The sequence below is a fragment of the Pseudomonas frederiksbergensis genome, assembly GCF_003732665.1.
Lineage (GTDB): Bacteria > Pseudomonadota > Gammaproteobacteria > Pseudomonadales > Pseudomonadaceae > Aquipseudomonas > Aquipseudomonas frederiksbergensis_G.
Genome location: NZ_MOBP01000014.1, coordinates 16,141 through 29,568, shown reverse-complemented (window position 1 = coordinate 29,568; position 13,428 = coordinate 16,141). Strand labels below are relative to the sequence as shown.

The 13,428-nt window shown below is 61.2% G+C and carries 12 protein-coding genes; 6 read left to right on the top strand and 6 right to left on the bottom strand.

What is annotated here, in order from left to right; translation table 11 throughout:
• Positions 1-45: 45 nt before the first annotated feature.
• Together BK665_RS21915 and BK665_RS21910 are read right to left on the bottom strand one after the other, a co-directional pair.
• Complete coding sequence (locus tag BK665_RS21915) at positions 46-825, bottom strand: molybdopterin-dependent oxidoreductase (protein ID WP_123408718.1); 780 nt, start codon at positions 823-825, stop codon at positions 46-48.
• On the bottom strand, positions 822-1,439 hold the full coding sequence (locus BK665_RS21910) for a cytochrome b/b6 domain-containing protein (RefSeq protein ID WP_123408717.1): 618 nt from the start codon (positions 1,437-1,439) through the stop codon (positions 822-824). Before BK665_RS21910 ends, BK665_RS21915 begins: the two co-directional genes overlap by 4 nt.
• Before the next feature lie 158 nt (positions 1,440-1,597).
• On the opposite strand from BK665_RS21910, the gene BK665_RS21905 reads away from it, so the two are divergent.
• On the top strand, positions 1,598-2,539 hold the full coding sequence (locus BK665_RS21905) for a class I SAM-dependent methyltransferase (protein WP_123408716.1): 942 nt from the start codon (positions 1,598-1,600) through the stop codon (positions 2,537-2,539).
• Between the two features lie 165 nt (positions 2,540-2,704).
• On the opposite strand, the gene BK665_RS21900 is transcribed toward BK665_RS21905, so the two are convergent.
• Entirely contained in the window at positions 2,705-3,472 is a 768-nt protein-coding gene (locus BK665_RS21900) for a helix-turn-helix transcriptional regulator (RefSeq protein WP_123408715.1), read from the bottom strand.
• Between the two features lie 111 nt (positions 3,473-3,583).
• On the opposite strand from BK665_RS21900, the gene BK665_RS21895 reads away from it, so the two are divergent.
• Together BK665_RS21895 and BK665_RS21890 are read left to right on the top strand one after the other, a co-directional pair.
• A complete protein-coding gene (locus tag BK665_RS21895; RefSeq protein ID WP_123408714.1) occupies positions 3,584-4,687 on the top strand; it encodes an extracellular solute-binding protein in 1,104 nt (367 codons plus the stop codon).
• Between the two features lie 155 nt (positions 4,688-4,842).
• Positions 4,843-5,958, top strand: a complete 1,116-nt coding sequence (locus tag BK665_RS21890) for a DmpA family aminopeptidase (RefSeq protein WP_123408713.1) — start codon at positions 4,843-4,845, stop codon at positions 5,956-5,958.
• A 120-nt stretch (positions 5,959-6,078) separates the two neighbouring features.
• Here BK665_RS21890 and BK665_RS21880 read toward each other — a convergent pair whose 3' ends face one another.
• Positions 6,079-6,684, bottom strand: coding sequence for an NAD(P)H-dependent oxidoreductase (locus BK665_RS21880; RefSeq protein ID WP_123408712.1), 606 nt, complete (start codon positions 6,682-6,684; stop codon positions 6,079-6,081).
• Positions 6,685-6,769: 85 nt separating this feature from the next.
• Between BK665_RS21880 and BK665_RS21875 the strand changes: the two genes are divergently transcribed.
• Positions 6,770-7,396, top strand: a complete 627-nt coding sequence (locus BK665_RS21875; protein ID WP_123408711.1) for a TetR/AcrR family transcriptional regulator — start codon at positions 6,770-6,772, stop codon at positions 7,394-7,396.
• Positions 7,397-7,530: 134 nt separating this feature from the next.
• Here BK665_RS21875 and BK665_RS21865 read toward each other — a convergent pair whose 3' ends face one another.
• On the bottom strand, positions 7,531-8,160 hold the full coding sequence (locus BK665_RS21865; RefSeq protein ID WP_123408710.1) for a TetR/AcrR family transcriptional regulator: 630 nt from the start codon (positions 8,158-8,160) through the stop codon (positions 7,531-7,533).
• Between the two features lie 163 nt (positions 8,161-8,323).
• Here BK665_RS21865 and BK665_RS21860 point away from each other — a divergent pair, with 163 nt between their 5' ends.
• Entirely contained in the window at positions 8,324-8,764 is a 441-nt protein-coding gene (locus tag BK665_RS21860) for a hotdog fold domain-containing protein (protein ID WP_123408709.1), read from the top strand.
• Between the two features lie 137 nt (positions 8,765-8,901).
• Here BK665_RS21860 and BK665_RS21855 read toward each other — a convergent pair whose 3' ends face one another.
• A complete protein-coding gene (locus BK665_RS21855; RefSeq protein ID WP_123408708.1) occupies positions 8,902-9,624 on the bottom strand; it encodes a GNAT family N-acetyltransferase in 723 nt (240 codons plus the stop codon).
• 261 nt (positions 9,625-9,885) lie between these two features.
• On the opposite strand from BK665_RS21855, the gene BK665_RS21850 reads away from it, so the two are divergent.
• Positions 9,886-13,287 carry an Ig-like domain-containing protein gene (locus BK665_RS21850; protein WP_123408707.1) on the top strand — a complete coding sequence of 1,134 codons (3,402 nt, stop codon included), beginning with the start codon at positions 9,886-9,888 and terminating at the stop codon, positions 13,285-13,287.
• The last annotated feature ends 141 nt before the right edge of the window (positions 13,288-13,428 follow it).

Sequence of the window (13,428 nt, the reverse complement as noted above, 5' to 3'; positions counted from 1 at the left end):
TCCTTATAGAGTTGAGTGTGCTTGCGGTGAAGTGCCTGGGCGTCCTCAGCTACCACCGAACCAGTTGTAGCCCTGGTCTTCCCAGTAGCCGCCGCTGTAGGTGTTGCTGACGAAAATCGCCTGAATGTGTTTGGGGTTCTTGTAGCCAAGCTTGGTGGGCATGCGCAGCTTCATCGGGAAGCCGTACTCACGGGGCAACACCGCGCCGTCGTACGTCAGTGCCAACAGGGTTTGCGCATGCAGGGCCGTGGCCATGTCGATGCTGGTGTAGTAGTCGTCGGCGCATTTGAAGCCGACGTACCTGGCGCTGGTGTCGGCGCCAATGCGCTTGAGGAAATCACTGAAGCGCACGCCGCCCCAGCGGCCAATGGCGCTCCAACCTTCGACGCAAATGTGCCGGGTGATCTGGTCGATCTGGGCCATGGCCCGCAACTCTTCAAGGCGCCAACTGCGTTTGTCGGCGACCAGGCCGGTGACTTCCAGGCGGAAACTTTCTTCCTCGACAGTCGGTGCGTCGTCGATGCCGTAGAAGGCATTGAACGGGAACGGTCGGGTGATCATCGACTCGGGATAGGTCGGCGCCATGGCGTTGGGGTTGAACAACCAGCCCTGGACCCGGTCATTGAGGCGCGACATCGAGGACAGTGCGGTTTCAACGCTGTCGTTGTCGGTGATGTTGCAACCGGACAACATGGCCACGCCACCGAGGGTCAGGCCGCGCATCAGGAACGAGCGCCGGGAACGGTCTTCGATCTGCGGCGCCAGCACCTTCCGGGCTTCGCTGAGAATGGACGATTCGTCGAGTCCTTCGATGCGCTTTTTCATACCGGCTCCTTGCGACCAACGATCATGGCCCACAGCGTTTTCGGGACCAGCAGCACCATCACCAGATGCACCACGATGAACGCCACCAACAGCGCCATGGCAATGAAATGCACCTGCCTCGCCCCTTCGTAACCGCCCAGCAGTTCACGCAACAACGGGAACTGCACGGACTTCCACAGCACCAGCCCGGAGACCACCATCATCGTGATGTCGAGCATGACGAACAGGTAGGCAAATCGCTGGACCTGGTTGTAATGATTGAGGTCGGCATGCCCCAGCCGCCCTCTCAGGGCGGCCCACAGGTCATGCAAAATGCCTTTGGGCGACACCGGGAAAAACCGTCGGAACAGACGACCGCTGGCGAGGTTGATGATCAGATAGACGAGGCCGTTGATCGCCAGGAACCACATCGCCGCGAAATGCCATTGCAGCGCACCGCCGAGCCAACCACCGAGGGTGAGCGACGCCGGGAAGCTGAAATCGTAGAGCGGCGAGGCGTTATAGATGCGCCAACCGCTGGTGAGCATAACCACGACCGCCAGGGCATTGAGCCAATGGGTCAAACGCAGCCAGCGTGGGTGGCTGGCCTTGGGTGAAGCAGTTGGCTGCGACATGTCCGGCTCCTTGTTTGTTGTTCGATGGGGCCAAGTATGGGAGCCGGAAGATCGCCAAATCCTCACGTAAAGTTAAATTAAACGTGATAACTATCCGCGGGGTGCCGGCGCACATTTGTGGTTAAAATGCCGCCCACTCACATTGCCGACGTTGCCTGATGAACCCTGACGCCCTCGCCACGCTTCACACCCACCTGCTGACCGCCCTGGCCACCGCCCCGGCCGAAACCCGTCGCCTGTTCCATGGGCGCGGACGTTGCTGGCCGGGGCTGGAGCAGTTGACCGTGGACTGGTTGCAGGGGGTGGTGCTGGTGTCGCTGTTCAAGGAGCCGGAACCCCAGCAACTGGAGGACTTGAAACAGCTTTTGATGAAGATCACCGAGTCCGCCGAGTGGCAGCAATCCAGGGCGCATACGTTGCTGCTGCAACACCGCTACCTGCTGCAAAGCACCACTGAATGGCTGCTGGGGGACGCGCTCGAGGAGATGACCATCACCGAGGGTGGCCTGAAATATCGGGTGGACCTGGGTCGCAAACAGAATGCCGGGCTGTTCCTCGACATGCGTTATGGCCGCGATTGGGTGCGGGCCAATGCCGAGGGCAAGCGGGTGTTGAACCTGTTCGCCTACACCTGCGGCTTTTCGGTGACGGCCATCGCGGGTGGCGCTGACCATGTGGTGAATCTGGACATGTCCAGCTCGGCCCTGAGCCGTGGCCGCGACAACCATCGGCTCAATGGTCATGACGTGAGCAAGGTGACATTCCTCGGCCACGACCTGTTCAAGTCCTGGGGCAAGGTGATTGGCAAAGGGCCTTATGACCTGGTGATCATTGATCCGCCGTCATTTCAGAAAGGCAGTTTCCTGTTGACCAAGGATTACCAGCGGGTGCTGCGTCGGTTGCCGGAGTTGCTGACCGAACGGGGCACGGTACTGGCGTGCATGAATGATCCGGCGCTGGGTTCAGATTTTTTGATCGAGGGCGTGACTCGGGAGGCGCCGAGTTTGCGCTTTGTGGAACGGCTGGAAAACCCGCCGGAATTTCCGGATGCGGATGTGGAATGCGGGCTGAAGGCGTTGGTGTTTCGGCAGGGGGATTGAGGGGCGGCTTTCGCGAGCAGGCTCGCTTCCACATGGGCCTGCTGCTGAAGATCCCTTGTGGGAGCGGGCTTGCTCGCGAAAGCGGTCTGTCTGATACATCAATGTTGGATGTGCCGCCGTCTTCGCGAGCAAGCCCGCTCCCACAGGGGGTTGGTGGTGGGTCTGTTATTTGGGTTGCAACACCAACGCAAACAACTCGCCATGACCGCTGACGTTGAGCTTGTGGTACAGATTGCGCCGATGCACCTTCACCGTTTCCGGGGAGATGCTCAGTTGCTGGGCGATGGCTTTGCTGGAGAAGCCCTGGAGGATCAGGCGCGCAGTTTCGACTTCCCGCGCCGTCAATCGCGCATCGAACTGATCGAGCAAGGTGGCCAGGTCCCCGGCCACTGCGGTCGGCCCCTCCGGCGGCACCAGTTGCAAGTGTCGGCCCATCGCGGCCAGCAGCCAGTCGCGCACGCAAAGCAAGCGTCCCTGTTCTTCCAGGGTAAACCGCGAGACTCGACCCAGGGACAGACCGAGCACGGCGCCGTCCACGTTGATCATGAATTGCAGTTCATCGCCACCCACCACCGAACGGAAGTAACTCTGGTAGTACTCGCTCTGCTGAAACTGGTCCGGGGCCACTGAATCGAGGCTGTGCAACCCGTCGCTGATGCCGGCGCAAACAGCTTGGTAGAAAGGATCGAGCAAATACATGCCGGCACTGTAGCGGGCCAGTTCTTCTTGCTCGGGAGCGCTGGCCCGGGAGTCGAAATCGATTAGCAGCACCGGCACCCTTCCCGCCCGCATGACTGCGACCAAGGCGTTATCCAGCGGCACCAGCAAGCGCAAGGTATCCACCAGCGCCCGCCAGAAACTGTCGTGGCCCAGCGCGCCAAACACTCGGGCCAGCCCTTGGTGCACCGGCAGTTCTTTCAACAACGCGTCCACGCCCTACCCCTTTCGAGTAACCCATGATGGGAATGGGTGACGGCCACCCTGATCGATACGCTGCATGCACTTATTGACCACCGGCCTGCAGCAGGCCAGGAGTGCCGCATCATGAGTCGTCATCGCACGTATATCAACCTGGGACTGGGCGCCTGTCTGTCAGCGTCGTTGTCGGCATTTGCCGCCGATGCCCCCACCGTGCACGTCTACAACTGGTATGACTACATCGGTCCCACCACCCTGCACGACTTCAAGCGCGACACGGGTATCGCGCCGGTCTACGACACTTTCGACAGCGCCGAAGTGCTGGAAGGCAAACTGTTGACCAGCCGCAGCGGCTACGACGTGGTGGTGGCGAGTAACTTCAGCCTGCCGACCCTGATCAAGGCCGGCGCCCTGCAACCACTGCCCCGGGCGCAAATGCCGGACTTCAAGAACATGGACACCGAGCTGTTGGCGAAACTGGCCAACAACGACCCGGGCAACCAGTACGCCGTGCCGTATCTATGGGGCACCAACGGCATTGGCTACAACGTCGACAAGGTCCGCGCCGCCCTTGGCGACAAGGCGCCGGTGGATTCCTGGGACCTGGTTTTCAAGGAAGAAAACCTGGCCAAGCTCGGCGAGTGCGGCGTGGCCATGCTCGACTCGCCATCGGAGATGCTGCCGGTCGCCCTGCATTACCTCGGCCTGCCGCCCAACAGCACCAACCCCGAAGACTACAAGAAGGCCGAAGCGCTACTGCTCAAGTTGCGGCCGCACATTGCCTACTTCAATTCGTCCAAATTCATCAGTGACCTGGCCAACGGCAATATCTGCGTGGCAGTAGGTTGGTCCGGGGCGATGCTCGAAGCAAAAAAAACAGCTGAACAGGCCGGTAACGGCGTGAAGATCGCTTATAGCCTGCCGAAAGAAGGCGCGCCGGTGTGGTTCGACACCCTGGTATTGCTCAAGGACGCACCGAACCCGGCGCAAGGCTTGGCCTTTATCGATTACCTGATGCGCCCGGAAGTCATTGCGCCGGTCAGTGATCACCTGTCGTACCCGAACGGCAATCGCAGCGCGACGCCGCTGGTAGCCGAAGCAACCCGCAACAACCCGGCGGTCTACCCCTCGGCCGAGGCCATGGCCACGTTATTCACCCTCCAGCCTTTGCCGCCAGCGACTGAGCGGGTGCGCACGCGGGTGTGGAGCAAGGTCAAAAACGGCCAATAAAACCAGCGCAATTCCCTTGTGGGAGCGGGCTTGCTCGCGAAGAGGTTGGCACATTCAACATTGATGTCGCCTGACCCACCGCATTCGCGAGCAAGCCCGCACCTACAAGGGATTGCGCCAGTCATTAAGTATTTGGATTGAACATGAGAACAACCATGAAACCACGTGCCCGCGATTTGAATATCCAGTTCGGCCAACTGCAACCCGGCCCGCTCAACGCCATTACCGACGTACCCGGCGTGCGGGTCGGCCATAGCGATGTGCGCGGGCGTACCGCCCAGGGTCGCGACATCCTGACCGGCGTCACGGTGATCGAACCCCGCGCCGGCTCCACCAGCCAGCAGCCGTGTTTTGCCGGGGTCCATGTGCTCAACGGCAATGGCGATGCCACCGGGCTGGAGTGGATTCGCGAGGCCGGGCTGTTGACCAGTCCGATCGCCTTTACCAACACCCACAGCCTGGGCGTGGTGCGCGATGCGCTGATTGTGCTGGACCGCGAGCAGCAACCGGACGACGGACGGCTCTACTGGAACATGCCGGTGGTGCTGGAGACGTTCGATGGTTTGCTCAACGACATCAATGGCTTTCATGTGAAGCCGGAACATGTGGCCGAAGCCCTGCGCACGGCGGTCGGAGGGCCGGTCATCGAGGGCAATGTCGGCGGTGGCAGCGGCATGATCTGCCATGAATTCAAGGGTGGCATCGGTACTGCGTCGCGCCGCTTGAGCAGTGCTCAGGGTGGCTGGACAGTGGGCGCCATCGTCCAGGCCAACCACGGTATTCGCAATGAACTGCGCGTCGACGGTTACCCGGTCGGGCGCTATATGGAAAAGGCTGACTCACCGTTTCTCAAGGCGTCATTGCCGCATCCGGGCATGGGCTCGATTGTCGTCTGCCTCGCCACCGATGCACCGTTGCTGCCGCACCAATGCACGCGCCTGGCCCAACGCGCCAGCCTCGGCCTGGCTCGTACCGGGGGCGGCAACGAAGACCATAGTGGCGACATCTTCATTGCCTTTTCCACCGGCAACGATGTACCGCCGGCGGCGTATGAAAGCAAGAAAGCGCCGACCTGCGACAACCTGCGCATGGTCAACAACGACCACATCAGTGAGCTGTTTTTGGCGGCGACCGAAGCGGTGGAAGAAGCGATCATCAATGCGTTGTTGGCGGGTGAAACGGCTGAGGGCAATGGGCATGCGGTGCCGGGGCTGGATGCCGGGACATTGCTCAAGGCGTTGCGCCAGGCCGGTTGGCCGGGGGCCGTCTAGACGCCAATAAACCAATGTGGGAGCGGGCTTGCTCGCGAAGGCATCAGGTCAGTCGACATCTATATTGACTGACCCACCGTCTTCGCGAGCAAGCCCGCTCCCACATTTGGACCGCGGTGCTCACACCGGCTCGGTCACTTCAGAGAAGAGGTTTCGGCCCAGAGCCCGCGCGGCTTTCAGGTGAATCTGCGGCTCCTGGATTTCCGAGTCCAGAAACAATTCAGACGTGACCACCCGCGCGCCGCAGTATTGGAAGATGCCATGGTCGATCTGCGTCTTCATCGCCTGGTCGTAACCATGCCGGGCAAACGAATCTGCATCGGCGCCGCCCACCCCCACCAGATGCACCCGCAAGTGGCCGAGCTTCTGCACAAAAGGCGTGTCCAGGCTGAAGTCGAACGCCCAGCCGTTGGAGAACACCCGGTCAATCCAGCCCTTGAGCAACGCTGGCATTGACCACCAGTAAACGGGAAAGACCAGCACCAGTGCATCGGCGCGATCAATTCGTGCCTGTTCGGCGAGGACATCGGCGGGCGGCGGAGCTTCGCGGTGATGCACCGCCATGTCCGCCCTGCCGAACCGTGGATCAAAACCTTGCGCCGAGAGATCGGCGATTTCATAGGTGTTGCTGGCATCGGCAGAGGTCAGGCCTTCGGCGATTTGCCGGGCCAGATTGTGGGTCAGCGACTGGGGATTGGGATGAGCCACTACGATCAGTGCGTGCATGCTGAAACTCCTGATTGAGAGCACAGGGCGGACCTTATATACTCTTGGTAAGTTACGATCAGTAAGTTACTTTTGGTACATAGCCATGTCAAGCACTGAAAAAACCGAGCCGGATTCTACGCCGCAACCCCGTCGCCGCCTGTCCCGGGAGGATCGCCAACGCCAGTTGCTGGACGTCGCCTGGCAAATGGTCCGGGAAGAAGGCACCGATGCATTGACCCTCGGGCGCCTCGCCGAACTGGCCGGGGTGACCAAACCCGTGGTCTATGACCATTTCACTACGCGCTCGGGTTTGCTGGCCGCGCTGTATCAGGATTTCGACGCCCGGCAGACCGCGATCATGGACGCGGCGCTGCTGACCTGCGAACCGACCCTGGTCAGCATGGCCCAGGTTATCGCGTCGTCGTATGTGGCGTGTGTGCTGACCCAGGGCAACGAAATCTCCGGGGTGATTGCCGCGCTGGCGAGCTCGCCGGAACTGGAGAAGATCAAGCGCGAGTACGAGGCGATCTTCCTCGATAAATGCCACGACGTGCTGCAACCCTTTGCTGGAGCGAGCACGATCAAACCCGCGAGTCTGCGGGCGATGCTGGGGGCGGCGGAGGCCTTGTCGAATGCGGCGGCGACTGGGGAAATCACCGCAGGGCAGGCCGAGGAAGAATTGTTTGAAACCATCAAGGCGATGGTTGAAAGAACGGCGCGCAGTACCTGACACCACCACTTCCCCTTGTGGGAGCGGGCTTGCTCGCGAAGGCTGAGTGTCAGGCAACATCTTCATCGACTGAACTGACGCCTTCGCGAGCAAGCCCGCTCCCACAGGGATCTTCTACACCGGCAAGATCTTCATCAATTGCAGACTTCCCCGCTGGAAATCGATCGCCACGCCGCTTCTGCAAGCACGTCCCTGTAGACCGTCGGCCTTCCCTTCACCCGCCCCGACAACCACGTCCGGCAATAACTCTCCGCCTGGCCGATGATCAGCGACAGCATCAACTCCGCCGGAACCCCTTTCAGCTCATCCCCCCGCTGCGGGGCTGACAGCCATTCCCACAGTTGGCGGTTGCGGGTTTTGTTGCGGGTTGCCAGTTCGTCCTTGAACGGTCCTTTGGTCACGGCAAACCGTGCGTGGTACTGGAACCGCGCCCATTCGGGCTGGTTGTCGACCCAATCCACATAGCTGTGCACCAGGGCGTAGATACCGGCTCGCGTGGTGTCGGCATCGGCCAGGTAGCTGTCGCGAAGCTGCGCTTGATCATCCAGTGCGGTGAAGAACAGCCCGGCCACCAGGCCTTCCTTGTTGCCGAAATGGTGGTAGATCGCGCCGACGCTGGTATCGCATTCGGCGCGGATCATCTCGATGGTCGTGGCCTCGATCCCCTGCTCGTTGAACAGCTTGAGGGCTTTACGAAAAATATCGCGCTTGAGTTCGGCTCGTCGTCCGGGGTAGCAGCGCTCGAGTAAATCTGCGGTTTCCATGCTCAACACAGGCCCAAAAAATCAAGGGTAAGGCAGCGGGCTGCCCACGAATAAGTGGCGCTAGGTTGACAGATTTCCCATCGACCGAATACTGTTCCGTTACAGAATATTATTCTGTTACGGAACATCATTCGGTTAATCCAACCTTTCACGAGGCTTCAACATGAACCAGTTTCTCAATATGTTCACCAGCGCCGGCCCCGAAGCATTCAGCCAAATGGCCTGCCAGGTGGCGCCCTACTTCAGCACCATCAACCCGCTGGTTTCGGAACTGCGTCCAGGCTATTCGAGCGTGAAGGTGCCGTTTTCACGGGAGGTCACCAACCACTTGGGCACCGTCCACGCCATTGCCATGTGCAATGCCGCGGAACTGGCGGCCGGGACGATGACCGACGTTTCCATTCCCGAAGGCGCACGCTGGATTCCTAAAGGCATGACGGTGGAGTACCTGGCCAAGGCCAAGACCGATGTGACGGCAGTTGCGGATGGGCAAACGGTGGACTGGTTGACCGGGGGCGACAAGATTGTGCCGGTGGATATTCACGATGCCGAGGGCAAGAAGGTGTTTACGGCGCGGATTACGATGAATGTGAAGCTTTCATAACGGCTCAGAGGCTTTTAACCGTAGGAGCGAAGCTTGCTCGCGAAGGGGCCGGCACATCCAACATCGATGTCGGCCAACAAGCCGCCTTCGCGAGCAAGCCCGCTCCCACAAGGGGATTTGTGTTGGATGGGAAATGGTCAGACCAACCGCAACCTCGGTGCCATGGTCGGCACCGCCTCATCCCCCAACCGCCCGCGCACAAATTCGTTGGCCTTGCGCGTCAGTTGATCCAGATGCCGATCCCGCTGTTTTTCCGCATCGGTCATCGCCCGTTTGCCGTTCTTTTGCAGCAAGTAGTTATGAATCTGCCGCACTTCCAGCGAGCTGTAGATCGGTGCCGTGTCCAGCACCGCCATCAAGCCGTCCGTGCCGTGGTCGCAGGTGTTCATCAGCACTTGCGTGGCGCGCACGCCCAGTACCTGGAAGCCCATCGCCTCGAAATACGCGACTTTGCCGACACTGCAAGTCAGTTCCGCATGTGGGTAGCGACCGACCACTTCGCGCAGCATCGCCCGGGCAATGCCCTGGCCCCGATGGCTGGCATCGACGGCCATGTAGGCCACGCCGCACGCCTCGGGATCGTCCTTGACCGGCAGGTACAACACGAAGCCAATGACCTTTTCCGGATCGTCCACGTCGGTGGCCACGATCAACTCAACCGCCAACCCCTTGGCCCCGTTCAACGCTTCCAGATAAAGGTGCACTTCATAGCCGATCGCGTACTGGTACACGTTGTACAACAGGTTGCTCGGCGGCAGGGCCACGGCGCTTATGTCGGTCAGGTTGTCGACCACCAGTTGCAGGATCTGGCTGGTAACGGGCTCGGGGCACGGGGTTTTGAAATGGCTGATCTGGGGCATTGCTGGGGCTGACTCCGGGGGCGGATGCGAAAAGCGTGTCGCGGACGTGCCTATCATAACGTGCTGGCGCACGGTGGCGAGGGGCCGTTGCCTGACCCAATAGTGAGGGTCTTCACCCAATTGAACTGGTTTTGATAGTTCGTTTAAACGACTACCCGCTGTTTTTAAACGGATTTTAGTTGGCATCAGGCGATGGAATGACCTTTGCATCGGCGACTGAGCAAGTGCCGTCACCCGGCATCCCCCCGCGAGAGAAACCCAATGAAACGCTCAGTCCCTGTGATCAAGTCGCCTGGCTTTTTCCGGGCGCAAGGCATTACCTCAGTAATGCTGATGACGTTCAGCCTGGCCACGGCCAGCGCCGCCCCGCTCGATGATGTCGGGCAACCGCCACCGACGGATCCCTCGGCATTCACCAATCCTCCCGCCGATCCCAAGGCGGCGCTGGAAGCCCTGAAAACCTTGCCCGAGGCTAACCAAGGCGCGATTGCCCTGCCCAACGACGTATTTGGCGATCGCAACACACCGCGGGCCGACAACGTATTGCCACCGTCGCTGCAAACGTCGTTCAACTTCCCCACAAACGGCAAACCCAGCCCCTTGTTCGGGGCCGAACCGTTTACCCAGCAACTGCTGTTGTTCGAAGAATTCGGTACGGAAAAACTCGACCCGACCACCCCGCCGCAAACGCTGACGTTCCCGGTGCCCACGCTCGGTCCGGCGCCCCAGCAAGACCCGAACAACGTCGCTCGCAGCGGCCCGTCCAGCGCCGCGATCGAAGCCTTCATGCGTCAGCCGGGTTTGTTTCCATTCCCGGCGCAATTTTCCAACGTGCTCGACCGCAACCCCTGGAAAGCGCAGATCGAAGCCTTCCTCAATCGCCACCCGGTCGGCTCGCCCGCCGAGGGTCGGCCACCGGGCAAAGGCTGGTCGCATCAGCGCTGGAACGAGTTTTTTCCTCAGGTGCAATTCAAGACCGTGCAAATGGGCGCGCGCACCAATCAGGGCCTGCGTGACCGCAAACAACTGCACAATTACGCCAATGGCGAATTCGCCCCCGGCGGGCTCTACTACCAAACCTCGGACATCCCGGAAACCGCCGGCACCACCCGGGGCATCGACGTGCGTTTCCACTCCAAGATGCCGTTACAAAACCACAACTCGTTGTGGACCTTCGACGGCTCCGTGCCACCGAAACTGCTGATGGTCCGCTACGGCCAACCGGTGTTGATGCGTCACTACAACGCCCTGCCCATCGACCCGGCGGCCAACGCCGGTTTCGGCCTGCACACCATCAGCACCCACGAACACAACGGGCACTCCCCGGCGGAAAGCGACGGCTACACCAACGCATTCTTTTTTCCGGGCCAGTACTACGACTATCGCTGGCCGCTGCAATTGGCCGGTTACGACACGATCAACACCACCGCCCAAGACCCGCGTGCGGCGTTCCCCTGCTCACCGGGCGAAACCCTGTACGTCAACGACGCCAACCCCGGCCTCAAGACCTGCGACCACGGCAGCATCAAGATTCGTGGCGACTGGCGCGAGACCATGAGCACCCACTGGTTCCACGACCACATGCTCGATTTCACCGCACAGAACGTCTACAAGGGCAACGCGGTGATGATGAATTACTACAGTGCCCTGGATCGGGGCAACGAGGCCATCGACGACGGTGTGAACCTGCGCTTGCCCAGCGGTTCGGCGCTGCCCTGGGGCAACCGCGACTATGACGTCAACCTGCTGGTGGCCGACAAGGCCTGGGACGAGAACGGTCAGTTGTGGTTCAACCCGTTCAACACCGATGGCTTTCTTGGCGATCAGATCCTGGTCAACTGGCAGTACCAGCCACGCCTCAAAGTGCGTGCGCGCAGCTATCGTTTCCGCATCCTCAACGGCTCGGTGTCGCGCTTCTTCAAGTTTGCCCTGGTGCGTGAAATCAGCGGCAACGGCGGCGAGTTTCCCGGCCCGGCGGGCTCGGGGGTTTCCTACAACCGCGTACCGTTCCACCTGATCGGCAACGACGGCAACCTCATGGAGCACACGGTGCCGTTCGACGGCAGCATGGACCTGGACGGCGATGGCGACCGTCAGGACCACAACGCGATCCTGCCGACCCAAGGCATTGCCGAACGCTACGACATCATCGTCAACTTCGCGAAAAACGGCATTCAGCCCGGCGACAAGCTGTACTTCGTCAACCTGCTGGAACACCGCACCGGCAAGGGCCCGGAGAAAAACGAACTGGCCCTGGCGGACGTGTTGTCCGAGAAATACAAAGCAGTGATCAAGCAGACCAGCAAAGGCCCGCAATGGGACAAGGGCGACCCGGCCGTCGGCAAGTTCCTGCAACTGCTGGTCCAGCCCTACAGCGGCCAGGACCTGAGCATGAACCCGGCGGACTTCGAACCGGCCAAACCCGGCAAGCCCGCCGGCAAGACAATGATCCCGCTGACCATCGACCGCGACAACCCCAGCGACCAGGCCAAACTCAAACTGGCGCGGCATCGTCATTTTGTATTCGGTCGTTCCGACGGCACCGACGAAGCGCCCTGGACCATCAAGACCGATGGCGGCCTGGGCTACAACATGGACCCGCGCCGTATCAGTGCCGCGCCGCAACTGGCCAACGGCCCGACCGACGCGGGCTTCGCCGGTGACGGCACCCTCGAGGTGTGGAAAATCGAGAACGGCGGCAATGGCTGGAACCACCCGGTGCACGTGCATTTTGAAGAAGGGGTGATCCTCAGCCGCGACGGCAAGGCCCCGCCGGAATGGGAGAAATGGGCGCGCAAGGACGTCTATCGCATCGGCGAAGGCATCGACAGTTCAGTGGATGTGGAAATGGCGATCCACTTCCGTGAGTTCGCCGGCACCTACATGGAGCACTGCCACAACACCCAGCATGAAGACACTTCGATGTTGCTGCGCTGGGATATCGAACACCCCGGGCAGTTCCAGTTGATGCCCACGCCGCTGCCCGGTTGGGACGGTGTCACCTACGTCAACTCCGCCGCGCTGCCGACCTTCCGCACCGGCGATCAAGGTGAGGAGAACAACGGCCCGAACAAAAAACCCGTGGCCAACCCCGACAGCGCCATCAGCAACAATGGCCAGCCGCTGACCATTAACGTGTTGGCCAACGACACCGATCCCGACGGCAACCTGCCGCTCAAAGTGGTGGGCCTGAGCCAGCCGGATTCGGGCCAGGGCACGGTCAGCACCGACGGTGTGCGCGTGGTCTACACCCCGCCGGCCGTGGTCAGCGCGCCGTTCACCGCGACCTTTACCTACCAGGCCAGTGACAGCAAGGACGCGGTCTCGGACAAACCGGCCACGGTGTCGGTGGCGGTCAGCGCGGCGGCGGTCAATGAAGACTTGCAGGTGACCAGCGCCACCGTGGTGGCCCGCAGCAACAACCGCTACACCTGGGACCTGGCGGGCACCACCTCCCGGGCGGCGGGCAACAGCATCACAGTCAGCGCGACCACCACCGGCGGAGCGCTGAATCTCGGCACGGCGGCCCTGACGCCCAGTGGTGCCGGGGCGCGCTGGCGGTTGTCCGTCACCACCACTGGCGACGGGCCGACGCCGAGCCCGACCGCCACCGTTCGCTCGGCCCTGGGGCAAGCGGTGACGGTGCCGATTGCGGCGCATTGAAGATTGGCGCCCGGCTCAACACCGGGCGCCATTGAAACTGGCTTAGCTGTATTGGCGCAGTGCCGGAGCTGATCCGGAATTTGCGTTGGATGTCAGGGCCTCTTCGCGAGCGAGCCCGCTCCCACGCGGGATCTTCAGCGA